Origin of the sequence: Sinobaca qinghaiensis, assembly GCF_003610495.1 — a bacterium.
Taxonomy (GTDB): Bacteria; Bacillota; Bacilli; order Bacillales; family Marinococcaceae; genus Sinobaca; species Sinobaca qinghaiensis.
This window is the reverse complement of sequence record NZ_RAPK01000006.1, coordinates 512,930-525,662: the sequence shown is the minus strand read 5'-3', so window position 1 is coordinate 525,662 and position 12,733 is coordinate 512,930. Positions and strand designations below refer to the sequence as shown.

10 protein-coding genes are annotated in these 12,733 nt (G+C 44.8%); 4 read left to right on the top strand and 6 right to left on the bottom strand.

Annotated features, from left to right (window positions below; all coding sequences use genetic code 11):
- Positions 1 to 21 precede the first annotated feature (21 nt).
- Entirely contained in the window at positions 22 to 1,071 is a 1,050-nt protein-coding gene (locus ATL39_RS02910) for an NAD(P)/FAD-dependent oxidoreductase (RefSeq protein WP_120191784.1), read from the bottom strand.
- A gap of 186 nt (positions 1,072 to 1,257) precedes the next feature.
- On the opposite strand from ATL39_RS02910, the gene ATL39_RS02905 reads away from it, so the two are divergent.
- Complete coding sequence (locus ATL39_RS02905; RefSeq protein WP_120192005.1) at positions 1,258 to 2,127, top strand: YitT family protein; 870 nt, start codon at positions 1,258 to 1,260, stop codon at positions 2,125 to 2,127.
- A gap of 75 nt (positions 2,128 to 2,202) precedes the next feature.
- On the opposite strand, the gene ATL39_RS02900 is transcribed toward ATL39_RS02905, so the two are convergent.
- Together ATL39_RS02900 and ATL39_RS02895 are read right to left on the bottom strand one after the other, a co-directional pair.
- Entirely contained in the window at positions 2,203 to 3,951 is a 1,749-nt protein-coding gene (locus tag ATL39_RS02900) for a bifunctional diguanylate cyclase/phosphodiesterase (RefSeq protein ID WP_120191783.1), read from the bottom strand.
- A 26-nt stretch (positions 3,952 to 3,977) separates the two neighbouring features.
- The gene (locus ATL39_RS02895; RefSeq protein WP_120191782.1) at positions 3,978 to 5,030 is read right to left on the bottom strand and encodes an HD-GYP domain-containing protein; all 1,053 of its coding nucleotides are present in this window, start codon (positions 5,028 to 5,030) and stop codon (positions 3,978 to 3,980) included.
- A gap of 269 nt (positions 5,031 to 5,299) precedes the next feature.
- Here ATL39_RS02895 and ATL39_RS02890 point away from each other — a divergent pair, with 269 nt between their 5' ends.
- Positions 5,300 to 6,085, top strand: coding sequence for a formate/nitrite transporter family protein (locus tag ATL39_RS02890; RefSeq protein WP_120191781.1), 786 nt, complete (start codon positions 5,300 to 5,302; stop codon positions 6,083 to 6,085).
- 44 nt (positions 6,086 to 6,129) lie between these two features.
- Here ATL39_RS02890 and ATL39_RS02885 read toward each other — a convergent pair whose 3' ends face one another.
- The 3 genes from ATL39_RS02885 to xylA are packed head-to-tail and all read right to left on the bottom strand — an operon-like array spanning position 6,130 to position 10,653.
- The gene (locus ATL39_RS02885; RefSeq protein ID WP_120191780.1) at positions 6,130 to 7,737 is read right to left on the bottom strand and encodes a glycoside hydrolase family 43 protein; all 1,608 of its coding nucleotides are present in this window, start codon (positions 7,735 to 7,737) and stop codon (positions 6,130 to 6,132) included.
- 30 nt (positions 7,738 to 7,767) lie between these two features.
- Positions 7,768 to 9,264: a xylulokinase gene (gene xylB / locus ATL39_RS02880; RefSeq protein ID WP_120191779.1), complete on the bottom strand. Its 1,497-nt coding sequence runs from the start codon at positions 9,262 to 9,264 to the stop codon at positions 7,768 to 7,770.
- 60 nt (positions 9,265 to 9,324) lie between these two features.
- The gene (gene xylA, locus ATL39_RS02875) at positions 9,325 to 10,653 is read right to left on the bottom strand and encodes a xylose isomerase (protein WP_120191778.1); all 1,329 of its coding nucleotides are present in this window, start codon (positions 10,651 to 10,653) and stop codon (positions 9,325 to 9,327) included.
- Between the two features lie 246 nt (positions 10,654 to 10,899).
- On the opposite strand from xylA, the gene ATL39_RS02870 reads away from it, so the two are divergent.
- Together ATL39_RS02870 and ATL39_RS02865 are read left to right on the top strand one after the other, a co-directional pair.
- Positions 10,900 to 12,072, top strand: coding sequence for an ROK family transcriptional regulator (locus tag ATL39_RS02870; protein WP_120191777.1), 1,173 nt, complete (start codon positions 10,900 to 10,902; stop codon positions 12,070 to 12,072).
- Between the two features lie 26 nt (positions 12,073 to 12,098).
- Positions 12,099 to 12,710, top strand: a complete 612-nt coding sequence (locus tag ATL39_RS02865; RefSeq protein WP_120191776.1) for a YesL family protein — start codon at positions 12,099 to 12,101, stop codon at positions 12,708 to 12,710.
- Positions 12,711 to 12,733 lie beyond the last annotated feature (23 nt).

Below are 12,733 nucleotides of genomic sequence, written 5' to 3'. Positions count from 1 at the left end.
CCTTTTCGCTGGTTTCTTCTATTATGCCATACTTTTCTTCTGCCATTTCTTATTTTTTTCCTTAAATGCTTCATTGTGGGAGGATACCATTGCCCGGTCTCCGGCTTCCGGCTGGATATAGTACTTGGCCTGATTAACGGCATTGGCCGCATCCTGGAAGCAGCCGGCAATCAAATTAAGCTTCGCATCGTGCTTGACGATGTCTCCTGCCGCAAACATGCCCGGCACTGATGTATGGTTCAACGGGTCACCTGCGATAAAATGGGAATCAATCATATCAATTTTCAGCGTATTGCTCTCCAGCAGCGATTTATCCCGCTCGTAGCCGTGATTGATGATCACTTCGTCAATCGGAAGCGTGCTACGCTCACCGGTTTCCACATTGGTCAGCTCCACCTGGTCAATATTCTCCGTCGACTTTTCAGCGATCAGCTTGGAAATGCATGTATTGAAATAGCACTCTGCCGAGCTGCACATCAGCTTGTCCACCTGGGCTTCATGAGCTGCCGGGCATTCCTTGCGGTACGTTAGAAAGACTTTCCCTGCAATCGGCTCAAGCGCATTGGCCCAGTCGATTGCGGAGTTGCCGCCGCCGGAAATAATGACGTTTTTGCCTTTAAAACGGGCCAGTGACTTTACCGTATAGTGCAGATTGGATATTTCATACTTCTCTGCGCCTTCAAGCTCCAGCTTTTGCGGATTAAGGATGCCGCCGCCGATAGCCATAATGACCGTTTTTGAATAATGAACCTCGCCCTTGTCATTCGTAATCTCAAAAATCGCCGCATCGTTTTTAATAATGGACGCCACTTTTTCATTCAGGCAGACGGTCGGCTCGAACGTCATCGCCTGTTCCACCATCTGGGCAATCAGTTTTTCACCGGATGTAGGAGGAAGGCCGCCGACATCCCAGACAACTTTCTCCGGGTAAACGTTCACTTTGCCCCCGAGCACCGGCTGATATTCAAGAATCTTTGTTTTCATTCCGCGCATGCCACTGTAAAAAGCAGAATACAGCCCGGCAGGACCCCCGCCTACAATAGTAACGTCAAACAACTCGTGCTCTGTCATATGTACTTCCTCCTTCTATACCCCGTAAATGATTATCATTATCAATTAGTACGTTAAGAATACCATATCCCATCCAGATTTGCATAGAAAATGGTTTATTTTTGATTGGATAATCTATGGTACAATCGATGGGACTTTTTAGGAGAGCTGAGATAGATTCAGGTGAGACAGAAAGGAATTATGAACATGAGTAGTTTCGTTACAAAAAAACAGCGCATGGCCGAATTCGGCTATGTCCTGTTTGGTTCGACCCTGATCGCTTTAGCCTACAACATTTTTCTTCTGCCATCCCGCCTCGCAGCCGGCGGGGTGTCCGGTATCAGTACAATTGTTTACGAGCTCTATCAGTTTAATCCCGCATTTGTCCAGTGGATGATTAACATTCCTTTATTCTTTCTCGGGCTGATTCTGCTCGGAAAAGACTTTGGAATGAAATCGCTTCTCGGGACTTTTTTTGTGCCGCTCGTCATCTGGATAAGTGCCGATCTTCCCTTCGCGATTGATAACCCGCTGCTGGCAGCCATTTACGGGGGATCCATGATCGGTGTGGGCTTAGGCATTGTGTACCGGGGACGCGGTTCCACCGGCGGGCTGTCTACGCTTGGGCAGATTGTGAAAAAGTATTCCGGCCTTTCGAGCGGATATGCCCAGTTTATTGTTGATGGCTGCGTCGTGGTGACATCCGCTGTTGTCTTCGGTCTGGAAATCGCCCTGTTTGCGATGATTTCCATCTTTGTCATGAGCAAAGTCATCGACCTCGTTCAGCTTCAGGCGTCGCCTTCCAAGCTCGTTCTCATTATTACCGAGCGGGAAGCGCAGATACAGACTATTATTCGGGAGGAAATTGACCGCGGTTTAACCAAGGTCCGCTCGGTCGGCGGCTACACAAACGATGAAAAAACGATGATTCTCTGTGTCATGGAGCAGCAGGAAGCCGTTTATCTGAAGAGAGTCCTGCAGAACCAGGAGCCTTCTTCGTTTGTGATCTTTCTGAATGCCTCCGAAATTATCGGCCGCGGCTTTTCCTTTTCCAAGTTTTATGGCGCCGAAAAATAAAAAATCAGCACTCCAAAAGAGGGTGCTGTATTTAATTCCTGACAGCCTTTGTTCTATTAAAAAACCGGTTTCCCTTTAAAGGGAAACCGGTTTTTTAAATAATGTGAACAACTGCGCAAGTTCAGATGCAGGCATTGGTTTATGATAATAATACCCCTGCCCCCAGTCGACTTTGTGCGTCTGATAATACCTGTGCTGTTCTTTTGTTTCAATACCTTCCACTATACACTGCATGTCGAGCGAGTAGGCCAGTTCAATAATAGCCTCGACAATTTTTTTGCTGGAAATCGACGTTAAGTCAGCGCTCAGCTGCCGGTCAATTTTCAGAATATCAATTGGAAAACGATGCAGAAGATGAAAAGAAGCATAGCCGACTCCGAAATCATCAACTGCCAGTTTAATACCGATTTCTTTTAATTCAAGCAGATTCTCCAAAATTACAGGATTTTTCTCGAGAAAAATATTTTCCGTAATTTCAAAGGTAAGATGGGCGGCTGGATATCCGCTCTCCTTCAGGATATGCCGCACATTACATGGGAAATCCGGATCATAAAGCTGCACGGGTGATACATTAACTGAAAGCTTCAGATCGGTATTTACTGCTTTCATTTCGCTGCAGGCTCTCTGAAGTACCCAGAGGCCGATGCTGTGCATCGATTCCGACTGCTCTGCCAGTGGGATCCATATATTCGGCGGGAAGAAGCCGTGCACTGGATGATGCCAGCGTATTAAGGCTTCCACCCCGGTAATCGTTTCTTTCTGAATATCAATCTGCGGCTGGTAGGCTAAAGCAAGCTGGTCAGTAAAGCTTTCTTCTTCCATAGCATTACGGATCGTAAATTCCTGAATTTCTATTTTTTCCTGATCATCATTATCTGTAAAAATAAGTCCTTCTGTTCCTTTTAAATTTCCTCTTACGGCCCGCTGTTCTGATTTATCCCGCAGTTCGCTGAAGCTGTGAGAGTTTTCGCTGCTGACTGCCGCACCTATAACCATACGAATATACGACGTTTCATTATTTATCACACAGGGCATGCTTTTAAGATGGTTTAATAGTTTTTCTACATGAAATTCTGTCATGCTTTTCGGATTTTCATCCGCTTCAAAAGGAAGCAGGGCAATAAATTTATCCTGGGCCGCCCGAGCCAGCAGACTGCCTGCAGGAAATATTTCTAAGAGTGTTTTTGAGACTTTCTGCATTCGCAGGTCTCCTGTTTCAAAACCATAGCGCTCATTAAATATACGTGTGCCGCTTAAATTAATATAGAGCATACTCCAAGATGCATAGTCTGCCTGCTTTTTTTCAAACAAAGAAGGTAATGTAGATGAAAGATACAGGCCTGTCAAACTGTCCCTCATCTGTCTCTGCTCTACTTCCACCGCTTTTGCAATCAAATAAGCGTATCCCTTTAGCAAGGTCAGTTTATCTTCTGAAAAACAATTCAATTGGTCATTGATTAAACACAGTGTTCCCAGTGCCTCTCCATTTTCCTGCAATACAGCCGTCCCCATGAAGCTGCCGCTGCCTGTCTGTTTGGTAAACGGATGCTTTTTTGTAAAAGGATGCTCGGTGATATCTGGTATCACAATACTTTTTTCCGGTTGTTCGACGGCTAAATGACAGAAACTATCGCAGTAGGGATCTTCTTTTCCTTCCGGAATAGATAATTCTGCCTGATCCAGCACTTTCCGGATAATGTTCGTTTCTTTATCATTTGTAGCAAAGAAAATCGTATGGTCCGGGAAGTTTAAAGCCATCATTTCAAAGACCCTTTCCAGAAAATCCTTAAGTCCGGTATAGTGTTTCATATCTTCTTGAATCATATAATCCCCCCTTTAACTTCTTTTTGTCACTCTTTAAACCGGAGCACCTTGCTGATAATAATTGATCGGTCAACAGGCATATAAAAAGCATGCAGCTTATCTTTTTCTTTCATAATTGGATATGTAGGCAGCTTGTCATCTACTTCCACTACTTCGGCAATAGTGTTATTAGAGAGCTGCACTACAGCGTGCTGAGGGAAAATTTCCAACATTTCACAAAATGCTTTCATATATTCAATATTAATTTCCGTATGTTCCTGTATGACGATCTTCAGTGCTTTTGGTGCACTCAGAGATTGTCTGTAAGGCCTTTCCAGCGTCAGCGCCGAGTAAACGTCTACAAGCCGCAGAAGATCCAGTTCCTTCTGCCGGGTCTGTTTCTGGATTTCCTCCTCTCCGCTGAGGGCACTGAGCGGCTGATGGTGATACTTTAATATGTCCGTCACGAAGCTTCCGTGGCCTTTTTGTTTCAGCAGATGATAACCCTCTCCTGTGTGGGCACGCATCTGCAGCATCTCTCTTGAGCTCAGCTCGCTTGACTTTGTTAATATTTTCTTTTCCACCCGAAGCTTTCCTATATCATGCAGCAGGCAGCTCCTCGAGAATTCCGAAACATGCTCCAGTCCAATCTTTTTCGCAATCAGCGATCCCAGGATAAACACGTCGAGGGAATGATGGTACGTATTAAGATCCCAGTCTTTAAGCTGCTGCAGCAGGCGGTATGTACTTTTTTCCGATGTAATTTCAACAAACAGCTTCTGCACCCAAAGGTAGGAATCTACGTCATTTATAGCATAGCCAAATCGGTACTCATTACCCAGCTGCAGCATGTCCTGGAGAAAAGTCAGAAGAGTCTGCCTTTTTTCTTCCGACAATTTCTTCAAATCAATGTTTTTTTCTTCTATCTTTTCCTCTTCATCTGACTGAATAGGAAGAGAATTAATTTCCCACTGCTGTAATTTCCGGATTAAAGCAGCTGTTACCACGTGGCCTTTTCTGACAACCAAAGACGTCCCTTTGTATATATCTTCGGCTATTACTGCACCTTCCTTTAATTCTTTTACTGCAATATACTTCAATTTAAGTCCTCCTTAAATTGCATCTTATTACCTGATATTATATACCTATTCCATGACAATTGTAAGGTGTTATGTTATTTTTTTGTGTATTTACTGATTAAAAATAACTATATTATGAAAATTTAATTAATCTAGTAAAATATACCTGTAACTGATGCACCCGCAAAAATACCACAATAAGCCTGAATGCTTTGTTATTCCACTCCATTTAGTCTATATTAAATAAGGCAAAATAAATACACCCGTATATCACACAGGAGACAAGAGCTATGTATAAAGAAACGATCCGCGCACTCAATGAGCAGGGCGCTTCCAAAAGCGCTATGCTGAAACGATCGCCGCTGGTCTATCTATTATCGGCGATTATTGCAGGCAGCTATGTAGGCATCGGAGCGCTGATTATGTTTTCTCTCGGGGCGCCTTTGTATGACGTTCAGTCCCCTATTCTGGATCTGGTCGTCGGCTCTACGTTTGGCATTGCCCTGATTATTATTTTAATCGGCGGCTCCGACTTGTTTACCGGAAATAATATGATTATGACGACCTCGACTTTTTCCGGGGGAACTACTTGGAAAGAAACATTCGGCGTATGGGGCGCAAGCTATGTTGGAAATGCTGTTGGCGCTCTTCTGATCAGCCTGCTTGTTCTTGGAGCAGGTATTTTCCAGGACATTCCGGCAGATCATTATATGTTTTCCTTAGCGGCCGAAAAAATAAGCCTCCCCTGGAGTCAGCTGTTTTTTCAGGGAATTCTCTGCAACTGGATTGTCTGCCTGGCTATCTGGCTGACGCTTCGTACCGAAAGCGATACGGCAAAAATTATTATGGTGCTCGGAGTCATCCTGGCATTTGTCGCTTCCGGCTTCGAACACAGCATTGCAAACATGTCGATACTCGGCATGGCCTGGCTGCATGATTCTTACTCCATTCTGAGCTTTGGGGATATTATTTATAATTTGATCCCCGTTACGATCGGCAATATGATCGGCGGCGCCGTATTTGTGGCCGGTACGTATCTTATGCTGAACCGGGATGAAATGAAAGATGGGCAATAGTATTTAATTATTAAAAAAGCAGACTCCGCAGAGCCTGCTTTTTTCTAATGTTCTTTATACACAAAGTAATCAAAATCAGCGGGCAGGTTTTGGCCGGACGTATCCTGGCACTGCATTCCGACAAAGGCGCCTGTAAAGAAACCGCCGGAGTTCACGTAATCATCTGAGAGCTTATGACTTTGAAAATCGATCGGAATTTCCGTCCAGCTGCTGCCGTCAAAGGAGTAGGAGTAGCGGTACACTTCGGTATGAACGTCTACTTTCATATACACATCCTCCACGTCCTCCGGTACGGGAATCTGCTCGTTTCTCAACGGCTGGTCAAATGTAAAGTTATCGCATGTCACAATATCCAACACCCGTCCCTTTTCTTCATCCCATGTCACATGGAAGCCTGTCCAGTTTTTAGTATTGTAGTAATTAACCAATCCTGCTCCCTGCTGGAAGGAATTCGGCTGGAAAGAAAGCTTCGTTTCCGCCGTAAACGTAAAGCTCTGCCAGCGTCTTGCGACATAGGCCTGCGTAAACTGGGAAGTGAGTGACTCTTTTCCATACAGTCTCAGGTGACCCGGGTTATCGGTCAGTGAGAGAATCTTGTCATTCAATGGAATACGGAGCGTCTGGAAATGATGATTCAGCGTTGTATCATCAAAATCATCTTTTTCAGGAAAATCTTTTTCCCATGGATGTTCCGGCATGTCCGGCCCTTCAATTTCAAGTGATGGCTGATTGCCGCCGACTACATACGGCCAGTCTTCCTTCCACTCCATACGCTGGATAGCTGTTTCCCGGCCGAGCGGGCAGTAGCCTCTTGGATCAAGCAGTGCTTCTTCCGTTTTCGGAAGCGGACGTCCGGTTAAGTGAACAAGAAACCATTCATCCGTATGAGTGTGCACAAGCGAGGCATGCCCTGCTTTTTGCAGCGGATTTCTCGGATAGGGCATCGATGTGATCAACGGATTGTCCGGATGCACTTCGTACGGCCCTTCCAATGTTTTGGAGCGGGCGATCGTCGCCTGATGGTCGTATTTTGTGCCGCCTTCTGCGGTTAATAAATAATAATAACCATTTTCTTTGTACAGATGAGGCGCTTCCGTTAATTTCACATCGGTTCCTTTAAAAATAATGGATGGTTTGCCGATCAGCTGCTGCTTTTCCACGCTGTATTCCTGAAGCGCAATTCCGTAGAAGTCGTGCTTGTAGACGCGGTTATCCCACACCATATTCACTAAATATTTACGGCCGTCTTCTTCGTGAAACAACGATGGATCAAAACCGGAGCTGTTCAAATAAATGGGCTCGGACCATTCTCCATCGATCGTATCGCACGTCACCAGGTAGTTATGGCAGTCTTTCCAGCTGCCTTCTGTAACTTTCACATCAGTGAAAATCAGCCAGAACTTTCCGTCGCTGTAGGAAAGCGCCGGGGCCCATACGCCGCCGGAATCGGGATTTCCCATCATATTCAGCTGACTCCACCGGTTTAGAGGACGGGCAGCAAGACGCCAGTTTTTTAAATCTTTAGAGTGATAAATGCCTACTCCCGGAAACCACTCAAATGTGGATACCGCAATATAGTAGTCCTCCCCGTTCCGGCATATGCTCGGATCCGGGTTAAATCCTTTTAAAATGGGGTTTTGAATCACAGTCATGAAAATCCACCTTTCACTATGTTTATTCTTTTATCGGAATGCTGCCAGCTGCTTTGTAATATCTTTTGTCTGCGTATATACCTGCTGATACAAAGCAAAAATCTGCTCGTAGCGTTTTGTTTTTTCAGGATCAGGCATCACGGACACATCGTTTTGCACAAATACGACTGCCGCTTCCTGAAGCGATTCAAACCATCCGCATCCCGCTGCCGCTATAATAGCCGCTCCCATAGCAGGCCCCTGCTCGTTGCGGAGACTTACCACTTCCTTGCCGAAAATATCCGCCTGCATCTGCAGCCAGGCTTTTGATTTAGCGCCTCCGCCGATCGAAACAATCGTGTCTACTCCCATTCCATTTTGTTCAATTAAATTCAGGGATTCTTTCAAAGAAAACGTGATCCCTTCCATAATCGCTTTAACAAATTCGTTTTTCGTATGGGATGAATCCATGCCGATGAACGAACCACGGGCGAGCGCATCGTTGTGCGGGGTTCTTTCTCCCGTAATATACGGCGTGAACAACAGGCCGCGCGCTCCCGCCGGCACCGATTCGGTTTTCTGAACCATCTCGGAAAAATCATCATCCTTTAAGAAATTCTCTTTAAACCACTGCAGGCTGTAACCTGCAGCAAGCGTAACCCCCATCGCGTAGTATGTATCAGCCGGCGCATGGTTAAAGAAATGCAGCTTACCGTTAAAATGCGTTTTTTCTCCGCCTGCATACGATAACAGAACACCCGAAGTTCCGATACTGCACATCGTTTTTCCTTTTTCCAGAATCCCTGCTCCTACAGCTCCACATGCGTTATCCGCGCCTCCGGCAAAAATCATTACCGAAGAGGAACAGCCTGTTTCCTGCGCTGCTTCTTCAAGCATACCTCCACAGTGCTCGGTGGCTGGAAAAAGCGGCGGGCACAAAGAAGATGGAAGATCGAATGCCTCCAAAACAGCAGTGCTCCATTCGTTGGTGTTCAAGTCCATCAGCAGAGTGCCTGCTGCATCCGACAAGTCCATGCCGGCCTGTCCTGTTAGGCGGTACCGTACATAGTCTTTAGGAAGCAGAAACATTTCGGCGCGGGCAAATACGTCCGGCTCATGTTTTTTAACCCACAGAATTTTTGGAAGCGTAAATCCTTCCAGAGGGCTGTTTTTCGTAATTTCCCAGAGTTTTTCCTGACCAACCGCTTCTTCTATCTCTTTTACTTCCCGGCTTGTTCTCGTGTCATTCCAGAGAATAGCACGTCTTAATGGATTATGGTCCCCGTCAAGCAGAACGAGGCCGTGCATCTGGCCGGAAAAACTGATTCCTTTTATATCTCCGCCGTCCAGATTGTTGTTTTGAATGAGCTTTTTTAATACGCTTTTTGTCTGCCTCACCCAGTCTTCCGGATCCTGTTCGCTGTGTCCATCCTGTTCATGATAAATCGGATAGCTTTCTGATTCTTCTGCGGCAATGGTTCCCTGCCGGTCTGTTAATATTCCTTTAATACTGCTCGTGCCGAGGTCTAAGCCGATGACGTATTCCAATGAAATTTTCTCTCCTTTTAAGAAAAAGAAGCTGTTTACGCAACAGCTTCTTCTTTATTTTTATACTTTCGCAAATGCTCCTGCTTCCAGAATGTACTGATTCATAATGCCCTTAATCATTTCCTGGCGGCCGGACTCATGCTTGATTGTGTTCTCCATGGCGTAAGCTTCCAGCTCACGGAACGATGTCTTATTGTTTAAAATAGCTTCTCCGATACCGGACTGATAGCTTTCATAGCGCTTATCGATAATATTTTCAAATACGCGGTCTTCGATCATGCGGCTCGCTACTCTGAATCCAATCGCGAACGTATCCATACCGACAATGTGGCCGTGGACAAGGTCGATCGGCTCAAAGGATGGACGGCGAAGTTTTGCGTCAAAGTTCAGCCCGCCTTTACCGAGCCCGCCGTTTTTAAGAATTTCATACATCGCAAGCGTTGCGTTGTAAATATCTGTCGGGAACTCATCTGTATCCCAGCCGAGAAGCATATCGCCCTGGTTGGCGTCAACAGAACCAAGAATGCCGTGCTCTCTTGCATAGCGGAGCTCATGTTCAAATGTGTGGCCTGCAAGGGTGGCATGGTTGGCTTCAATATTGACTTTAAATTGATCCTGCAGGTTATAGTTCTGCAAAAATGCATATGTTGTGGCTGTATCGAAATCATACTGGTGTTTTGTCGGCTCTTTCGGCTTTGGTTCAATGAGGAACTGACCTTCGTATCCGATTTCTTTCGCGTAATCAACTGCCATATGATAGAAGCGCGCCAAGTTATCAAGCTCGAGCTTCGTATCTGTATATAGAAGGGAATCGTATCCTTCTCTTCCGCCCCAGAACACATAGTTTTCCGAGCCCAGTTCTTTTGCAATTTCCAGCTGCTTTTTTACTTTAGCTGCTGCATGTGCAAAAACGTCGGCTTTATTGGAAGTAGCTGCACCAAACATAAAGCGTGGATGATGGAACATGTTGGATGTATTCCACAGCACCGAAACGTTTTGTGCTTTCATTAACGGCTGGATCCGGCCGACAATTTCGTCCAGGTTGGCTCCGTATTCTTTCAGGTTGTTTCCTTCCGGAGCAATATCCACATCATGGAAAGCAAAGTAGTCAAATCCAAGCTTATCAATAAATTCAAAGTTGGCTTCCACTCTGGCTTTTGCGAGATCCATTCCGCTGTACTGATCCCACGGACGCTGCATTGTTCCCATACCGAATGGATCAGAACCATCCATAGTAAATGTATGCCAGTAGGCTACAGAAAATTTCAGCCAGTCCTTCATGCTTTTTCCGTTAAACATTTCTTCTGCATTATAATGTTTGAACGCAAGGGCATTACGGCTGCCGCTTCCCTCATATTTAATTTTGTCTATTTCCTGGAAATAACTCATTAAAAAACCACCTTTTATCATATTTTATGTTTACGCTTACATATTGCCTATTTTAAAATGCAAAACCAGTTTTCTATGGATAAAATTGAAAACTTTGTTTTACTAATAAATTAAGTATATTTATTTAAAATCTTATTGTCAATATATTTTCGTTTATTATTCACGCATATTATGAAATAATGAAGATATATTAAAAATGTATACATCGAAATGTTTAATGCACAAACTAATGACGGAGGAATGACTATGAAAACGGGAGATCAGGGCCTGGTCAAAAAAATTAATAAATCGATTGTACTGAGTAACATTCAAACCCAGAGTCCCATTTCAAGAGCACAGATATCGAAAGTAACGGGTTTAAATAAAGCCACTGTTTCAAGTCTTGTAAGCGAACTCATTGAAGAACATCTGGTGGATGAAATTGGCGCCGGCCTTTCAAGCGGCGGCCGGAAGCCGATGATGCTTTTCTTTAACCAGAACGCCGGCTACACGATCGGCATCGACCTCGGTGTCAATTACGCCTTTGGCGTGCTCACCGATTTAAAAGGAAATGTGATTCAACAGGATGAAGTTGTTATCACCGATACAGATGAAGAGATCGTATTTGCCCAGCTGAAAGATCTGGCCCAGCTTCTTATAGATAAAACACCTGCCTGCCCGTACGGCCTTGTCGGCATCGGTATCGGGGTTCCCGGCATGATCAACAACGAAGGCGTTATTTTATTTGCACCGAATATGGACTGGCATAACGTCCATTTAAAACAATATATGGAGCAGCATTTCAATGTGCCTATCACTATAGAAAACGAAGCCAAGGCCGGCGCCCACGGTGAAAAAATATACGGAGCTGGCAGAGCTTCCTCCAACCTTATTTATGTCAGTATCGGCATTGGTATTGGTTCCGGTATTATTATTGAAGATAAACTGTATAAAGGAACGAGCGGCATCTCCGGAGAAATCGGCCACTTCTCTATTGAATCCAACGGCAGAAAATGCCCATGCGGAAATAAAGGCTGCTGGGAACTATACAGCTCCGAGCATGCCCTTCTGGAAAAAACAGCGCCTCTTTTCCCTAATGAAAAGAATGTTAATTTAAGTTTTCTTATTCAACAGGCTGAAGACGGCAATCCTCAGGTTATTAACGCGTTTGACCAGATTGGTGAATATATCGGCATCGGCCTGACCAACATTGTAAATACTTTTAATCCGGAACAGATTATTATCGGCAACCGCCTGGCACGTCTTGAACCATGGCTGCGCAACCCTATTCAGCGGGTATTCAAGCAGCGCCTTCTTCCCTATTTTCAGGATTCTATTGCCCTTACATTCACGGACCGCAGTAAAAATTCCTGCGCCCTCGGATCCGCTGCATTTTCTATTGAAAAGTTTTTTGCAACAAATAAAGTCACCGTTGTGTAACCTGTCACCCGGTAAAGGAGGTCAAAATGAATACGTTCAGCGGATTCATTTATTCAGCACTTGAATGGATTACAAAGTTTGCTTATATTAATGTACTCTGGATTCTATTTACTCTTGCAGGAGGGATTATTCTGGGGCTTTACCCTGCTACCACTGCATTGTATGCGGTCGTACGGGACTGGCTGAAAGGCAACACCGATGCTCCGGTCGCCGCTTCTTTCTTCCATTTCTATAAAAGGGATTTTATAAAGAGCAATAAGCTCGGCCTTTTTATTACAGCACTCGGCCTTCTCGTCCTGCTTAACCTGCAGTACATCCAGGCGAGCCCTGCTTTGACGTGGATCCATATTCCACTGTTTGCTTTTGTATTATTATTTATTTTGTTTATCTGCTACGTGTTTCCGGCTTTTGTTCATTTTGATGTAACGACCCGGAAGGTCATGCATCATGCGTTTCTTCTATTACTTGTAAACCCGCTGCATACGGCAGCCATGGCACTTATGCTCGCAGCTGCCTTCTTTCTCATGAGCCTGCTTCCGGCGCTGTTATTTATTTTTGGTGCCAGCGTATTTGCGTTTATTACGATGTGGATCTGCTTTCATATGCTGCAGAAAGTCGGACGTACCAATGCCTCATAAATAGAAACAAAAAAAAATTTTAA

What these genes read in the sequence shown, in the direction of transcription:
- ATL39_RS02910 (WP_120191784.1), bottom strand. Translation starts at nt 1,071, where the DNA reads ATGACAGAGCACGAGTTGTTTGACGTTACTATTGTAGGCGGGGGTCCT.
- ATL39_RS02905 (WP_120192005.1), top strand. Translation starts at nt 1,258, where the DNA reads ATGAGTAGTTTCGTTACAAAAAAACAGCGCATGGCCGAATTCGGCTAT.
- ATL39_RS02900 (WP_120191783.1), bottom strand. Translation starts at nt 3,951, where the DNA reads ATGATTCAAGAAGATATGAAACACTATACCGGACTTAAGGATTTTCTG.
- ATL39_RS02890 (WP_120191781.1), top strand. Translation starts at nt 5,300, where the DNA reads ATGTATAAAGAAACGATCCGCGCACTCAATGAGCAGGGCGCTTCCAAA.
- ATL39_RS02885 (WP_120191780.1), bottom strand. Translation starts at nt 7,737, where the DNA reads ATGACTGTGATTCAAAACCCCATTTTAAAAGGATTTAACCCGGATCCG.
- xylA (WP_120191778.1), bottom strand. Translation starts at nt 10,653, where the DNA reads ATGAGTTATTTCCAGGAAATAGACAAAATTAAATATGAGGGAAGCGGC.
- ATL39_RS02870 (WP_120191777.1), top strand. Translation starts at nt 10,900, where the DNA reads ATGAAAACGGGAGATCAGGGCCTGGTCAAAAAAATTAATAAATCGATT.
- ATL39_RS02865 (WP_120191776.1), top strand. Translation starts at nt 12,099, where the DNA reads ATGAATACGTTCAGCGGATTCATTTATTCAGCACTTGAATGGATTACA.